Below are 14,041 nucleotides of genomic sequence, written 5' to 3'. Positions count from 1 at the left end.
GCGTGAACCAGGGGTGGCCGCGCAGCCCCGAGGCACGGGCTCCGTCCGACGGGGCGGCCGGCCTGCCGTCCCCCGGCCCCGTCTTGTCGAGCGTGGTCTGACTAGTCATACGGCGAGGCTAATGACAGCCACTGACAGTTGACAATCCAATTCATAAGTCGGTAACTGACACCCCATGGAAACCCTGCGCGAACGCAAGAAGCAGCGCACCCGAGAGGCGCTGATTCGAGCGGCCCTGGAGCTGTTCACGACCCGGGGGTACGAGGGGACGACCGTCGACGACATCACCGAGGCGGTCGAGGTCTCGCAGCGGACCTTCTTCCGCTACTTCGCCAACAAGGAGGAGGCCGCCCTCGCCGCGGAGGCGATGACGGTGGAGCACTTCGTGGCGGCAGTGCGCGGCCGCCCGGCGCACGAGGGACCGTTGGAGGCGCTGCGGCAGGCGGTCCTGGAGGGCTGGGACACGCTCAACGACGTGATCGAGTCCGTCGTACCGGTGGAGCTCTACCTGCGGATGTACCGGGTGGTCGAGTCGACGCCGGTGCTGCTCGCGGCGCATCTGCGCCGGTCCATGGAGGTCGAGGAGACACTCGCGCGGGTGATCGCCGAGCGGGAGGGGCTCGACGTGGACGCCGATCCGCGACCGCGGCTCGCGGTGGCGGTCTTCAGCGGGGTGATGCGGGTGACGGAGCGGCGGTGGAACCTGGCCGCGGACGTCAGCCTGGACGCGATGCGGACGCTCACCGTCTCGCATCTCGAACAGGTGGGTCCAGCCCTGACGGAGAACTGGCGGACCGACTGAGGTCATCCCCCTACCGATCGAAACGTGACCTCCGTCACTCAGTTGACGCGAGACCCTCCCGTTCTCCTAGTGTGTCCTTTCAGTGACTTCCTTCGACACCTCTCCCCAACTGAACGTCTGGCGCGGACTGCTCGCGCTGGCCGTGGTGTTCGTGATGCTGGCGACCACCGGCTGGACAGCCCTGCGCAACCAGCGGAACACGACCGCGCTCCAGAGCTCGATCAGCGCCTGGGAGCACGGCCGGATAGCCGGACACCGGCTGCCCGCCCCGGACGCCGCCCCGGCGAAGCTCTCCCGTTTCTTCGCCTCGCTCACCGCACAGCAGCGCGGCGCTCTCGCCCGCCGCTACCCCCTCGCGGTCGGCAACATGAACGGCGCCCCCGTCGAGCTGCGCTACCGCGCCAACCGCGTCGCCCTCGGCCAGGCCCGCAAGGTCGAGCTCAAGCGCATGCACGACCACCGGCTCTCGGCCAACGGGCAGCGCGCGGCCGGCCAGCGGATGCACCGGTTCGAGTCGCTGATGAGCGCGAACCGCAAGATCCTCGCCTTCGACCCGGAGGGCTCCGGGCGGGTCGCGGAGGTCTTCGGCGACCTGACGCGGGCGGAGCGGGTATCGGTCGTCGTCCCCGGCGTCGACACCGACCTGCTCACCTTCCAGCGCACCTACCGCAAGTACTCGGCCCCGGTCGGCATGGCCAAGTCGCTGTACGCCGCGGAGAAGGCGGCGAGCCCCTCGACGCGTACGGCCGTGATCGCCTGGGCCGACTACACCACGCCCGGCGGTCTCGGCCTCGACTCGGCGACCGCGATGCGCGCCCAGAACGGCGCCGTCCGGCTGGACGCGCTGGTGCGCGCGCTGCCCGGCGAGGCGCCCGTCTCCCTGTTCTGCCACAGCTACGGCTCGGTGGTGTGCGGGGTCGCCGCGCACCGGCTGCCGGAGCGGGTGGCCGACATCGCGGTGGCCGGCAGCCCGGGCATGCGGGTCACCAACGCTTCCCAGCTGCACACCTCGGCCCAGGTGTGGGCGATGCGGGACGCCGACGACTGGATCCAGGACGTGCCGTACCTGGAGCTGGGCGGGCTGGGCCACGGAGCCGACCCGGTGTCCTCCGCGTTCGGGGCACGGGTGCTGTCGGCGGCGGACGCGAAGGGGCACAGCGGCTATTTCGAGCCGGGCACCGAGAGCCTCACGAACTTCGCCGAGATCGGCGTGGGCGCGTACCGCTCGGTGCACTGTGCGGAGACCGACGAGGCCTGCCGGGCCGGTTTGTCCGGCACCATGGCGGGCTGACGCGCGTAGAGGCCGCAAGAACCACGGTCTGCGCGGGGAGGCGACGGAGGAGCTCGTGCCGCATACGATGAGCCGCATGGGTGACGTACTGGCCGGATTTCATGCTGCCTGGGAGTTCGAGTCCGACTCCGTGCTCATCCGTTACGAACGGGGGATTCGAACACCCAAGCTCTTCCAGGCCCTGGGAGAGCGACGCATCCCCTTCTCGGCGCTGGCCGGCGTGACGCTGACGCCCGGCAAGCGCGGCACCGTCGTGCTGCGCGCCGTGCCCCGCCCCGGCGCCGACCCGCTGATGGAGGCGGCCGCGGGACAGCTGAAGGAAGGGTGCGATCCGTACCGGCTGGTGCTGCCCGCCGAGCGGGAGGTGCTCGCCGAGTACTACGCCGACGAACTGCGCGGCCTGCTGCGCCCGGACGACGAGCCGGCCGAGCGCTTCCTGGTGCCGGCGCCCGAAGTGCCGCTGTCCTTCAAGGCCTACGACGGCAAGGCGTCCTTCGACGGCAGCACCGTGCGCTTCCGGTGGTTCTGGACGGGCGCGTCCTCGGCGAAGTGGAAGGCCGGTGACCAGAGCTTCCCGGTCACCGACCTCGGCGGGGTGGAGTGGCGCTCCCCGGAGGTGTTCGAGGGCCATCTGCGGCTGCTGCCCCGGGACGGCGGCACCCCGCCCGCGCAGGCCGACCAGGACCCCGCCGCCGTGGTCTTCGGGCTCGGCTACGGGCCGGTGCACGAGTCGTTGCCGTTCGCCGCGGCGGTCCTGGCCGCCGTCCGCAGCAACGGACCCGTCGCCGCGGTGCCGGCCGGGGCGCCGCGGCGCGATCCGGCCGACATCGCCGAGCGCATCCGTCACCTCGGGGAACTGCACCAGGCGGGGCTGGTCACCGACGAGGAGTTCTCGGTGAAGAAGGCGGAGCTGCTCGCGGAGCTGTGAGTCACTCCCGCCCGGCGGAGGTGAACGCCATGTCCGCGTAGCGCTCGCCCGCCACCTTCCCGGCGATCGGCTCCAGCAGGGCCAGCTGATCCTCGGTCAGTTCGACCCGGGTCGCGGCGACGTTCTCCGCCACCCGGCCCGGCTTGCTGGTGCCCGGGATCGGGACCACCGGCAGCCCGTGCACCCGCGCCTGCCGCTGCACCCACGCCAGCGCGACCTGCGCCAGGGAGACCCCGTGCGCCTCGGCCACCGCGCGGACCGGCTCCAGCAGGGCCACGTTGGCGGCCGCGTTCTCGCCGGTGAAGCGGGGCTGCTGGCGGCGGAAGTCACCGGCCGTCAGATCCTGCTCGGCGTCGGCGAAGGAGCCGGTGAGGAAGCCGCGGCCGAGCGGGGAGTACGGCACGAGGGCCACGCCCAGCTCGCGGGCGGCCGGCACCACACCGGCCTCGATGTCCCGGCTGAACAGCGACCACTCCGACTGCACGGCCGCGATCGGGTGCACCGCCTGAGCCGTACGCAGCTCCGTGCCGGTGACCTCGCTCAGGCCGAGGTGCTTGACCTTGCCCTCGCGGACCAGCTCGGCCATGACGCCGACGGTCTCCTCGATCGGCACGTTCACATCGCGCCGGTGCATGTAGTAGAGGTCGATCACGTCGACGTCGAGCCGCCGCAGGCTCGCCTCGACGGCCTGGCGGATGTACGGGGCGTCGTTGCGGATGACGCGCCGGGTCGGGTCGTCCGGCGGGATCGACAGGGCGAACTTGGTGGCGATCACGACCTCGTCGCGGTGGGCCTTGAAGAACGGGGAGAGGAACCTCTCGTTCTCCCCCGCGCCGTAGGCGTCCGCGGTGTCGTACAGCGTGACGCCCAGCTCCAGCGCGCGTTCCAGGGCCGCCCGGGACTGCCCCGCGTCGGTGGGGCCGTAGGCGAAGCTCATGCCCATGCAGCCCAGGCCCTGCACCCCCACCTCGGGGCCGCCGGCGCCCAGTCGTACGGTCGGGATCCTGCTGTCGGTCATCCGGCCTTCTCCGTTTCATAGGTGTGTCCGGCGTCGGCGTAGAAGCTGATCTTGCGGTCGAGCACGGCGAGGGTGTCCTGGAGCTCCGCGATGCGGGTCAGTACGTCCCGGCGGGTCGACTCCAGCAGCTCGAAGCGCTCGCCGAAGGTGTGGTCGCCCTCGCGGACCAGTTCCGCGTACCGCACCATGTCGGCGACCGGCATGCCGGTGAGCCGGAGCTTGCCGACGAAGTCGAGCCAGTCCAGGTCGCGGTTGCTGTAGCGGCGCTGGCCGGTGTGGGAGCGGTCGATGTGCGGCATCAGGCCGATGCGCTCGTACCAGCGCAAGGTGTGCGCCGACAGGCCGGTAAAGGCGACGACCTCGCTGATCGTGTAGCTGTCCTGGCCCAGGGGGCGCCGGTGCGGGTGCGGCGGGGCGCTGCAGCTGTCGGTCCTGGTACCCGTGGTGGTCGTGGTCTCCATCACCGTCATGCCCTCAACGCTATGACCTTGGAGTGCACTCCAGGCAAGCGGAACCGGTAAGAATTCCCCGGGAGCCGGTGGTTAGCATCGGCGCATGTCGCTGAAGAGCCTGACCATGATCGAGAACTGGCCGGTCCCGACCGCCGCCGCGGGCGTCGTCCGGGCGGACGGGACGGTGCTCGGCACCCACGGCCCGGCCGACCACCGCTTCCCGCTGGCCTCGGTGACCAAGCCGCTCGCGGCGTACGCGGCGCTCGTCGCCCACGAGGAGGGCGCGATCGAGCTCGACGAGCCCGCCGGGCCCGCGGGGTCGACGGTGCGGCACCTGCTCGCGCACACCTCGGGTCTCGCCTTCGACGAGCACCGGGTGCAGGCGCCGCCCGGCGAGCGGCGGCTGTACTCCAACGCCGGGTTCGAGCAGCTGGGCGACCACCTCGCGAAGGCCACGGACATCCCGTTCCCCGAGTATCTGCGCCAGGCGGTGCTGGAGCCGCTGGGGATGGCGGCGACCTCCCTGGAGGGCTCCCCGGCCAAGGACGGTGTCTCCACGGTCGGGGACCTGCTGCGGTTCGCGGCGGAGGTGCAGGCGCCCCGGCTGCTGGACCCGCGCACGGTCGCCGAGGCGATGACGGTCCAGTACCCCGGCACCAAGGGCGTGCTGCCCGGCTACGGCCACCAGAACCCCAACGACTGGGGCCTCGGCTTCGAGATCCGCGCCGCCAAGTCCCCGCACTGGACGGGCGGTTCGTCCTCCCCGCGCACCTTCGGGCACTTCGGCCAGTCCGGCACGTTCCTGTGGATCGACCCCGCCGCGGGGGTGGCCTGCGTGGCCCTGACCGACCGGGCCTTCGGACCGTGGGCGGTCGAGGCGTGGCCGGCGTTCACGGACGCGGTGCTGGCGGAGCTGCGGGGGTGAGGGGTGGCGCGGGGGCATGCCGGGCCTTTCTCGCCCCCGCCGCCCCCTGGGGGCTCTGCCCCCAGACCCCCATCGGCCCCGAAAGGGCCTCGTCCTCAAACGCCGGACGGGCTGAAAGGCACCTACTGCATCTCCCACATCAGTAGCTCCGCCGGCATCAACCCCACCGCTTCCAGGTCCCGGGCGTCGGTGATCCTGGCCGCGTCGCCCGGGCCCAACTGGACGGCGTCCAGGCGGACTTCGCCGCGTACCACATGGACGTACAGCCACCGCGCGTCCGGCATCGCCGTTCGTTCGTTCGCCCTCAGCCGCCGTACGTGCAGTATCGCGGCGGCCTCCGGGACGGCGTACGGCGTGGAGTCGGCGATGCCGCGGACGACGTCGTACGACGGGTCGCCGCCCGGCTCCCGGGGGGCCAGCCACATCTGTACGAAGGTCAGGGGGCCCGCGCCGTCGTTCCGCTCCACGTGCCGGACGCCCGCCGCGGAGCTGAGGCGCTGGACGTCACCGGGGCGCACGGTCGTCACGTGCCCCGCGGAGTCCTGGTGCGTCAGCTCGCCGTCGACCACCCACGTCACGATCTCGGTGTGGCTGTGCGGATGCTCGTCGAACCCGGCGCCGGGGGCGAGCCGCTCCTCGTTGCAGGCGATCATCGCGCCGAACCGGAGGTTGTCGGGGTCGTAGTGGGGCCCGAAGGAGAAGGCGTGGAACGACTCGATCCCGGCCGCCGGCTCGCCCCCTGGATAGCGCTCAGCGGCGCGCCGTACGTCCGTCACGTGCACCACCGTAGCCCTGACCCGGCACCCGGCGGAGCGCACTCACGTCCGGATAAGGCAGTCTTGTCCCCGTGCCCGAACCCGAAGCCAGCAACACCGAAGCCGTCGCACGCGACCTCCATTCCCACTCCGCGACCCTGAAGCGGCTGGAGAAGTCGTCCGGGTCACTTGCCGCGCAGGCCATCGCGCGGATGGACGAGACGCTGCCGTGGTACCGGGCCATGCCCCCGGAGAACCGGTCCTGGATCGGGCTGGTCGCGCAGGCCGGCATCGCCGCGTTCACCGAGTGGTTCCGGCACCCGGACGCGCCGCAGGCGATCTCCACCGACGTCTTCGGGACCGCCCCGCGCGAGCTGACCCGGGCCATCACGCTGCGCCAGACCGTGGAGATGGTGCGCACCACCATCGAGGTCATGGAGTCCGCCATCGACGAGGTCGCCGCACCCGGCGACGAGTCGGTGCTCCGCGAGGCCCTGCTCGTCTACGCCCGCGAGATCGCCTTCGCCACCGCCCAGGTCTACGCCCAGGCCGCCGAGGCACGCGGTGCCTGGGACGCGCGTCTGGAGTCCCTCGTCGTCAACGCCGTGCTCAGCGGCGAGGCCGACGAGGGCGCCGTCAGCCGGGCCGCCGCGCTCGGCTGGAACGCGCCCGAGCATGTGTGCGTGGTCCTCGGCACCGCGCCCGACGGTGACTCCGAGCTGACCGTCGAGGCGATCCGGCGGGCCGCCCGGCACGCCAAGCTCCAGGTGCTCACCGGGGTCCTCGGGGACCGGCTCGTGGTCATCGCGGGCGGCAGCGACAACCCGCTCGCCGTCGCCAAGTCGCTGATCGGGCCGTACGCCGCCGGACCCGTGGTGGCCGGGCCCGTCGTCCCCGATCTGCAGGCCGCCACCCGCTCCGCGCAGGCCGCCGCGGCCGGGCTCAAGGCCTGTTCGGCCTGGCAGGACGCCCCGCGCCCGGTGCTGGCGGACGATCTGCTTCCGGAGCGCGCCATCGCGGGTGACCCGAACGCGCGCGAGCAGCTGGTGGAGGAGATCTACAGACCGTTGGAGGAGGCGGGTTCAGCTCTCCTCGAGACGCTCTCGGTCTATCTGGAACAGGCGAGCAGTCTCGAGGGCGCCGCCCGTATGCTCTTCGTGCATCCCAACACCGTGCGCTACCGGCTTCGACGTGTGACTGACGTCACCGGCTGGTCACCGTCCGACGTACGCTCGGCGTTCACGCTGCGGATCGCGCTCATCCTCGGGCGTCTGGTCGACGGGGATATCCAGCTCTAGGCTTTTGTCGGGGGTCTACAAAACCCCCTCGTGTTCTTCGTCCCTGTCCCCACGGGCGGCCGTGCCCGTCCACAAGAGAGAGTGTGAGAGTGCTCGTACTCGTCGCTCCCGGCCAGGGCGCCCAGACGCCCGGCTTCCTGACCCCCTGGCTCGAACTCCCCGGTGCCGCCGACCGCGTCGCCGCGTGGTCGGACGCCATCGGCCTGGACCTCGCCCACTACGGCACCCAGGCCGACGCGGACGAGATCCGTGACACCGCCGTGGCCCAGCCGCTGCTGGTGGCCGCCGGAATCCTGTCCGCCTCGGCACTCGGTGCCGTCACCCCGGGCGCCGTCGCGGGGCACAGCGTCGGTGAGTTCACCGCCGCCTCCTTCGCCGGTGTCCTCGACGACACGGCCGCGCTGACCCTCGTGCGCAAGCGCGGGCTGGCGATGGCCGAGGCCGCCGCGATCACCGCGACCGGGATGTCCGCGCTGCTCGGCGGGGACCCCGAGGTGAGCGTCGCGCACCTGGAGAAGCTCGGCCTGACCCCGGCGAACGTGAACGGCGCGGGCCAGATCGTGGCGGCCGGCACCCTGGAGCAGCTCGCCGCGCTGAACGAGGACAAGCCCGAGGGCGTCCGCAAGATCGTCCCGCTGAAGGTGGCCGGCGCCTTCCACACGCACCACATGGCTCCCGCGGTCGACGCGCTGGCCAAGGCCGCCGCCGACCTGACGCCGGCCGACCCGACGCTGACGTACGTCTCCAACAAGGACGGGCAGACCGTCGCCACCGGCGCCGAGGTGCTGCAACGGCTGGTCGGCCAGGTCGCCAACCCGGTGCGCTGGGACCTGTGCATGGAGACGTTCAAGGAGCTCGGCGTGACCGCGCTGATCGAGGTGTGCCCCGGCGGCACCCTCACCGGTCTCGCCAAGCGCGCGCTGCCCGGCGTGAAGACGCTGGCGCTGAAGACCCCCGACGACCTCGACGCCGCTCGCGAGCTCCTCGCCGAGCAGAGCGCCTGAAAAGGAGCCCGAGAGCAATGTCGAAGATCAAGCCCAGCAAGGGCGCCCCGTACGCGCGCATCCTCGGTGTCGGCGGCTACCGTCCGACGCGGGTCGTGCCGAACGAGGTGATCCTCGAGACGATCGACTCGTCCGACGAGTGGATCCGCTCGCGCTCCGGCATCGAGACCCGGCACTGGGCGAACGACGAGGAGACCGTCGCCGCGATGTCGATCGAGGCGTCCGGCAAGGCGATCGCCGACGCCGGGATCGCCGCGGAGCAGATCGGCGGCGTGATCGTCTCGACCGTCTCGCACTTCAAGCAGACCCCTGCCGTCGCCACCGAGATCGCCGACAAGCTCGGTACGAACAAGGCCGCCGCCTTCGACATCTCGGCCGGCTGCGCGGGCTTCGGCTACGGTCTCACCCTCGCCAAGGGCATGATCGTCGAGGGTTCGGCAGAGTACGTCCTCGTCATCGGCGTCGAGCGGCTGAGCGACCTGACCGACCTGGAGGACCGCGCGACGGCCTTCCTGTTCGGCGACGGTGCCGGCGCGGTCGTCGTGGGCCCCTCCGACGAGCCGCACATCGGCCCGACCGTGTGGGGTTCCGAGGGCGACAAGTCCGAGACGATCAAGCAGACCGTGGCGTGGACCGAGTACGACAGCACGGGCAAGTTCCCCGCCATCACGCAGGAGGGCCAGGCGGTGTTCCGCTGGGCCGTCTTCGAGATGGCGAAGGTCGCCAAGGAGGCGCTGGATGTCGCCGGCGTCTCGCCGGAGGACCTGGACGTCTTCATTCCGCACCAGGCCAACGAGCGGATCATCGACTCGCTGGTGAAGACACTCAAGCTGCCGGAGTCCGTCACGGTCGCGCGTGACGTCCGCACCACCGGCAACACCTCGGCCGCCTCGATCCCGCTCGCGATGGAGCGGCTCCTGGCGACCGGCGAGGCGAAGAGCGGCGACACCGCGCTCGTCATCGGCTTCGGGGCGGGTCTCGTCTACGCCGCGACTGTCGTTACCCTCCCCTAGGCACTCCGTGCCGGATCACCCGGTCCGGACACGGTGAACCGCCCAACCCTCTGGATATCTACGAAGGAGCGCCTCACATGGCCGCCACCAAGGAAGAGATCGTCGCCGGTCTCGCCGACATCGTCAACGAGATCGCCGGCATCCCGGTCGAGGACGTCCAGCTGGACAAGTCCTTCACCGACGACCTGGACGTCGACTCGCTGTCCATGGTCGAGGTCGTCGTCGCCGCCGAAGAGCGCTTCGACGTCAAGATCCCGGACGAGGACGTGAAGAACCTCAAGACGGTCGGCGACGCGACCGACTACATCCTCAAGCACCAGGCCTGATCTCAGGTCCGGCTGCCGCCACCCGGCGGTGGCGCCGCTGAATCCTCGTAATCGTTGGAGAAAGATTTCCCGTGAGCCCGACCAATCGCACCGTGGTCGTCACCGGTATCGGCGCAACCACACCGCTGGGTGGCGACGCAGCCTCTACCTGGGAAGGCCTGGTCGCCGGCAAGTCCGGCGTCAAGCCCCTGGAGCAGGAGTGGGCGGCCGACCAGGCCGTCCGTATCGCGGCGCCCGTCGCCGTGGAGCCCACCGAGGTCATCCCGCGGCCGCAGGCCCGGCGCCTGGACCGCTCGGCGCAGTTCGCGCTGATCGCGGCCCAGGAGGCCTGGAAGGACGCGGGCTTCGAGGGCAAGGCCGGGGACGACCGGAGCGTCGACCCGGACCGCCTCGGCGCCGTCATCGCCTCCGGCATCGGTGGTGTGACGACGCTGCTCGACCAGTACGACGTGCTGAAGGAGAAGGGCGTCCGCCGCGTCTCCCCGCACACCGTCCCCATGCTCATGCCGAACGGCCCGTCCGCCAACGTGGGTCTCCTCGTGGGCGCGCGCGCCGGCGTGCACACCCCGGTCTCCGCCTGCGCCTCGGGCGCCGAGGCCATCGGCTACGCCATCGAGATGATCCGCACCGGCCGCGCCGACGTCGTCGTCGCGGGTGGCACGGAGGCGGCGATCCACCCGCTGCCGATCGCCGCGTTCGGCAACATGATGGCGATGTCCAAGAACAACGACGACCCGCAGGGCGCCTCGCGTCCCTACGACGTCGCGCGCGACGGCTTCGTCCTCGGCGAGGGCGCCGGCGTGATCGTCCTGGAGTCCGCGGAGCACGCGGCCAAGCGCGGTGCGCGGGTCTACGCCGAGGCCGTGGGCCAGGGCATCTCCGCCGACGGCCACGACATCGTGCAGCCCGAGCCGGAGGGGCGCGGTATCGCCCACGCCCTGCAGAACCTGCTCGACAGCACCGACCTGAACCCGGCGGAGATCGTGCACGTCAACGCGCACGCGACGTCGACGCCGGCCGGTGACGTGGCGGAACTGAAGGCGCTGCGCAAGGTGTTCGGCGACGACACCGACCACTTCGCGGTGTCCGGTACTAAGTCCATGACCGGTCACCTGCTGGGTGGCGCCGGTGGTGTGGAGTCGGTGGCGACGATCCTCGCCCTGTACCACCGCCTCGCCCCGCCGACCATCAACGTCGAGAACCTCGACCCGGAGGCGGAGGCCAACGCCGACGTCGTACGCGGTGAGGCGCGCAAGCTGCCCGTCGAGGGCCGGATCGCCGCGCTGAACGACTCGTTCGGGTTCGGCGGGCACAACGTGGTGCTGGCGTTCCGTACCGTCTGACAGCGCCTGTGACGACAGTGGCCCGGTCTCCGTGAGGAGGCCGGGCCACTCGCCGTTTCCCGACCGTTGCCGGCCGCGCGCGCTCAGACCACCTGGTGCAGCCAGCGCACGGGGGCGCCCTCGCCGGCGTAGCGGAACGGCTCCAGTTCGTCGTCCCACGGCTTGCCCAGGAGTTTGGCGATCTCCGACTCCAGCTGGGTCTCGCCGGCCTGCGAGCGGCTCAGGGCGGCGCGCAGACGGTCCTCGGGGATGAGGATGTCACCGTGGATGCCGGTGACGGCGTGGAAGATGCCGAGGTCGGGGGTGCAGCTGTAGCGCTCGCCCTCGGCGGTGGGACAGGGTTCGGCCGTCACCTCGAAGCGGAGCAGGTGCCAGCCGCGCAGCGCCGACGCCAGCTTGGACGCCGTACCCACCTCGCCCTGCCAGGAGAACTCCGAGCGCCAGGTGCCGGGGGCCGCGGGCTGCCGGATCCAGTCGAGGTTGACGCGCGTGCCGAGCACCCCGGCGACGGCCCACTCGACGTGCGGGCACAGCGCGCGCGGCGCGGAGTGCACGTACAGAACTCCACGTGTCGTCACCGGGACCTCCGGGCAGAGCGGGACCATTGTGCGAATGGGCGGAACGGTGGTGGCGGCAGCCACGTTGATGGCGAGGCTACCGTGCGACGGCGCAAGGAGTGTGACGTACCGTCGGTCCCGGTGCCCGGAAACGCCCGCCATTCACCCGCCAGGACGCTAGCCGTCGCACGCGGAGGGGTCGGGAACTCCCGCGCGTTGTCATGGAGGGGGACGAAGTTCGCGGGGGATGCCATGTCGACCGAAGGGGATCTCGAGGGGATGCGGAAGCGAAGGCAGCGTGCGCGCGCCGTGCTCGCCGTCGTGACGGCGGCCGTGCTGGGCGCCGCCGGCTGTGACGCCGTCGGTGGCGACGAGCCGGGGCCGTCCGGCTCCGCGGCGCGCAGAGCGACCCCGACCGGACCCGTCTGGGACCCCAGCCCCGCCTCGCTGGCCGCGGTGGGCGACTCCATCACCCGCGCCTTCGACGCCTGTTCCGTCCTCCAGGACTGCCCGGAGGCCTCCTGGGCGACCGGTAGCAGCACCGAGGTCGACAGTCTCGCCGTACGGCTGCTGGGGAGGGCGAAGGCGGCCACCAGCAGCTGGAACTACGCGGTCAGCGGGGCGCGGATGGCGGACCTGGCCGGGCAGATGGCCCAGGCTGCGGCGAAGCGGCCGGGGCTGGTGACGGTGATGGCGGGCGCGAACGACGCGTGCCGGGACTCGACCGCGGCGATGACGTCGGTGGCGGACTTCCGGACGCAGTTCGAGGACGCGCTGCGCACCCTGCGCAAGGCGGCCCCCAAGGCGCAGGTGTACGTGGCGAGCGTGCCGGACCTGAAGCGGCTGTGGTCCGAGGGGCGCGCCAACCCGATGGGCAAGCAGGTGTGGAAGCTCGGGATATGCCCGTCGATGCTGGGTGACGCGGACGCCCTGGACGCGGCGGCCACGCAGCGGCGGGCCACCGTGCAGCAGCGGGTGGAGGCGTACAACGAGGTGCTCGAGGAGGTCTGCGCCCGGGACGAGCGGTGCCGCTTCGACGGCGGCGCGGTGTACGAGTTCCGGTTCGGCACGGATCAGCTGAGCCACTGGGACTGGTTCCATCCGAGCGTGAACGGACAGGCCAGGCTGGCCGAGATCGCCTACCGGGAGGTCACGGCCGCCGGGGGCGTGACCTAGAGTTTTCACCATGAACGAACGCTTCGGCACACTTCCCGACGGCACCGAGGTCCACCGCTGGATCCTTCAGCGGGCCGGCGTGCGTGTCGGGGTGCTGTCGTACGGCGGGATCGTGCAGGGCGTCGAGGTCCCCGACCGGGAAGGCCAGACCGGGAACGTGGTGCTGGGGTTCGCCGGTCTGGACGGCTATCTCACCCACACCGAGCCCTACTTCGGCGCGCTGATCGGCCGGTACGCCAACCGGATCGCCGGTGGCCGGTTCACGCTGGACGGGGTGACGTACTCGCTGGCGCCCAACAACGCGCCCAACTCCCTGCACGGCGGGGAGGGCGGCTTCGACAAGCGGGTGTGGGACGTGGAGCCGGTGGAGCACGGCATCCGGCTCTCCCGGGTCAGTCCGCACGGCGAGGAGGGCTTCCCCGGCCGTCTGGAGGTGTCGGCGACCTACACGCTGGACGCGGACGGCGCGCTGCGGATCGCGTACGAGGCGGTGACGGACGCGCCGACGGTTCTCGCGCTGACCAACCACAGTTACTTCAACCTGGCCGGTTCCGGGAGCGCGAGCGGTCACGAACTGCGGATCGCCGCCTCCCGGTTCACTCCGGTCGACGCGGATCTGATCCCGACCGGGGTGCTCCAGGACGTGACCGGGGGGCGCTTCGACTTCCGGGAGAGCCGGGAGGTGGGGTCGGGGTACGACCACAACTTCGCGCTCGACAAGGGGGTCACGGACTCCCCCGTCGAGGTCGCCGAACTGCGGGACCCCTCGTCGGGGCGGGTGCTGACGGTGTCGACCACCGAGCCCGGCCTCCAGCTGTACACCGCCGACCATCTGACCGGGCCGTTCGCGCCCTGCGACGGGGTCGCGCTGGAGACCCAGCACTTCCCCGACTCCCCGAACCGGCCGGAGTTCCCGAGCACGGTGCTGCGGCCGGGCGAGGTGTTCCGTTCGGAGACGGTGTACGCGTTCTCCGCGCGCTAGCCGTGGACACAGCCATCAGCCCCGGTCCGGGTGTCAGGTCCCGGACCGGGGCTGCTCTGTGGGGAGACGTGTCCCGGATGAGACGTTAATCGTAGCGGTGCGCCTGCGGACCGTGATCGAGCGGCCGATCCGGATCTCGTACGAACCCTTCACAAACGACCACGCCCCCTC

General features: G+C 71.5%; 15 protein-coding genes. 11 read left to right on the top strand and 4 right to left on the bottom strand.

Features of this window, described 5'->3' with window-relative positions:
* Positions 1-175 precede the first annotated feature (175 nt).
* The 3 genes from ACH41F_RS01560 (at position 176) to ACH41F_RS01550 (ending at position 3,021) form a co-directional block, all read left to right on the top strand.
* Entirely contained in the window at positions 176-802 is a 627-nt protein-coding gene (locus ACH41F_RS01560) for a TetR family transcriptional regulator (protein ID WP_391229417.1), read from the top strand.
* 82 nt (positions 803-884) lie between these two features.
* Complete coding sequence (locus tag ACH41F_RS01555) at positions 885-2,093, top strand: alpha/beta hydrolase (RefSeq protein ID WP_398832114.1); 1,209 nt, start codon at positions 885-887, stop codon at positions 2,091-2,093.
* 67 nt (positions 2,094-2,160) lie between these two features.
* The gene (locus ACH41F_RS01550) at positions 2,161-3,021 is read left to right on the top strand and encodes a DUF4429 domain-containing protein (RefSeq protein WP_391230571.1); all 861 of its coding nucleotides are present in this window, start codon (positions 2,161-2,163) and stop codon (positions 3,019-3,021) included.
* Position 3,022: 1 nt separating this feature from the next.
* Here ACH41F_RS01550 and ACH41F_RS01545 read toward each other — a convergent pair whose 3' ends face one another.
* Together ACH41F_RS01545 and ACH41F_RS01540 are read right to left on the bottom strand one after the other, a co-directional pair.
* Positions 3,023-4,039 (bottom strand): aldo/keto reductase, encoded by a 1,017-nt coding sequence (locus ACH41F_RS01545; RefSeq protein ID WP_391229413.1) that lies wholly within the window; start codon positions 4,037-4,039, stop codon positions 3,023-3,025.
* Positions 4,036-4,509, bottom strand: a complete 474-nt coding sequence (locus ACH41F_RS01540; RefSeq protein ID WP_391229410.1) for a MerR family transcriptional regulator — start codon at positions 4,507-4,509, stop codon at positions 4,036-4,038. The genes ACH41F_RS01545 and ACH41F_RS01540 overlap by 4 nt, the downstream gene beginning before the upstream one ends.
* An 85-nt stretch (positions 4,510-4,594) precedes the next feature.
* Here ACH41F_RS01540 and ACH41F_RS01535 point away from each other — a divergent pair, with 85 nt between their 5' ends.
* On the top strand, positions 4,595-5,416 hold the full coding sequence (locus tag ACH41F_RS01535; protein WP_391229408.1) for a serine hydrolase: 822 nt from the start codon (positions 4,595-4,597) through the stop codon (positions 5,414-5,416).
* Positions 5,417-5,538: 122 nt separating this feature from the next.
* Here the strand turns inward: ACH41F_RS01535 and ACH41F_RS01530 are convergent, their stop codons facing one another.
* Positions 5,539-6,192 carry a pirin family protein gene (locus ACH41F_RS01530; protein ID WP_398832110.1) on the bottom strand — a complete coding sequence of 218 codons (654 nt, stop codon included), beginning with the start codon at positions 6,190-6,192 and terminating at the stop codon, positions 5,539-5,541.
* Between the two features lie 71 nt (positions 6,193-6,263).
* Between ACH41F_RS01530 and ACH41F_RS01525 the strand changes: the two genes are divergently transcribed.
* The 5 genes from ACH41F_RS01525 to fabF all read left to right on the top strand — a co-directional run bounded on the left by ACH41F_RS01525 (position 6,264) and on the right by fabF (position 11,155).
* Positions 6,264-7,469: a helix-turn-helix domain-containing protein gene (locus ACH41F_RS01525; protein WP_391229402.1), complete on the top strand. Its 1,206-nt coding sequence runs from the start codon at positions 6,264-6,266 to the stop codon at positions 7,467-7,469.
* Between the two features lie 89 nt (positions 7,470-7,558).
* Positions 7,559-8,473 (top strand): acyltransferase domain-containing protein, encoded by a 915-nt coding sequence (locus ACH41F_RS01520; protein WP_391229400.1) that lies wholly within the window; start codon positions 7,559-7,561, stop codon positions 8,471-8,473.
* A gap of 17 nt (positions 8,474-8,490) precedes the next feature.
* Entirely contained in the window at positions 8,491-9,486 is a 996-nt protein-coding gene (locus ACH41F_RS01515; RefSeq protein ID WP_391229398.1) for a beta-ketoacyl-ACP synthase 3, read from the top strand.
* Positions 9,487-9,563: 77 nt separating this feature from the next.
* Positions 9,564-9,812, top strand: coding sequence for an acyl carrier protein (locus tag ACH41F_RS01510; protein ID WP_391229396.1), 249 nt, complete (start codon positions 9,564-9,566; stop codon positions 9,810-9,812).
* 71 nt (positions 9,813-9,883) lie between these two features.
* Positions 9,884-11,155: a beta-ketoacyl-ACP synthase II gene (fabF, locus tag ACH41F_RS01505; RefSeq protein ID WP_391229394.1), complete on the top strand. Its 1,272-nt coding sequence runs from the start codon at positions 9,884-9,886 to the stop codon at positions 11,153-11,155.
* A gap of 83 nt (positions 11,156-11,238) precedes the next feature.
* Here fabF and ACH41F_RS01500 read toward each other — a convergent pair whose 3' ends face one another.
* Positions 11,239-11,733 carry a DUF3145 family protein gene (locus ACH41F_RS01500; RefSeq protein ID WP_391229391.1) on the bottom strand — a complete coding sequence of 165 codons (495 nt, stop codon included), beginning with the start codon at positions 11,731-11,733 and terminating at the stop codon, positions 11,239-11,241.
* Between the two features lie 258 nt (positions 11,734-11,991).
* On the opposite strand from ACH41F_RS01500, the gene ACH41F_RS01495 reads away from it, so the two are divergent.
* Together ACH41F_RS01495 and ACH41F_RS01490 are read left to right on the top strand one after the other, a co-directional pair.
* On the top strand, positions 11,992-12,888 hold the full coding sequence (locus ACH41F_RS01495) for an SGNH/GDSL hydrolase family protein (RefSeq protein ID WP_398832106.1): 897 nt from the start codon (positions 11,992-11,994) through the stop codon (positions 12,886-12,888).
* Between the two features lie 10 nt (positions 12,889-12,898).
* Positions 12,899-13,870 (top strand): galactose-1-epimerase, encoded by a 972-nt coding sequence (locus tag ACH41F_RS01490; RefSeq protein WP_391229387.1) that lies wholly within the window; start codon positions 12,899-12,901, stop codon positions 13,868-13,870.
* Positions 13,871-14,041: the final 171 nt, after the last annotated feature.

The sequence above is a fragment of the Streptomyces sp. NPDC020489 genome, from assembly GCF_044386545.1.
Classification (GTDB): domain Bacteria; phylum Actinomycetota; class Actinomycetes; order Streptomycetales; family Streptomycetaceae; genus Streptomyces.
This window is presented reverse-complemented; position numbering and strand designations above follow the sequence as displayed.

Coding starts and splice junctions, on each gene's coding strand:
- ACH41F_RS01560 (WP_391229417.1), top strand. CDS start 176: ATGGAAACCCTGCGCGAACGCAAGAAGCAGCGCACCCGAGAGGCGCTG.
- ACH41F_RS01550 (WP_391230571.1), top strand. CDS start 2,161: ATGAGCCGCATGGGTGACGTACTGGCCGGATTTCATGCTGCCTGGGAG.
- ACH41F_RS01545 (WP_391229413.1), bottom strand. CDS start 4,039: ATGACCGACAGCAGGATCCCGACCGTACGACTGGGCGCCGGCGGCCCC.
- ACH41F_RS01540 (WP_391229410.1), bottom strand. CDS start 4,509: ATGACGGTGATGGAGACCACGACCACCACGGGTACCAGGACCGACAGC.
- ACH41F_RS01535 (WP_391229408.1), top strand. CDS start 4,595: ATGTCGCTGAAGAGCCTGACCATGATCGAGAACTGGCCGGTCCCGACC.
- ACH41F_RS01515 (WP_391229398.1), top strand. CDS start 8,491: ATGTCGAAGATCAAGCCCAGCAAGGGCGCCCCGTACGCGCGCATCCTC.
- ACH41F_RS01510 (WP_391229396.1), top strand. CDS start 9,564: ATGGCCGCCACCAAGGAAGAGATCGTCGCCGGTCTCGCCGACATCGTC.
- ACH41F_RS01495 (WP_398832106.1), top strand. CDS start 11,992: ATGCGGAAGCGAAGGCAGCGTGCGCGCGCCGTGCTCGCCGTCGTGACG.
- ACH41F_RS01490 (WP_391229387.1), top strand. CDS start 12,899: ATGAACGAACGCTTCGGCACACTTCCCGACGGCACCGAGGTCCACCGC.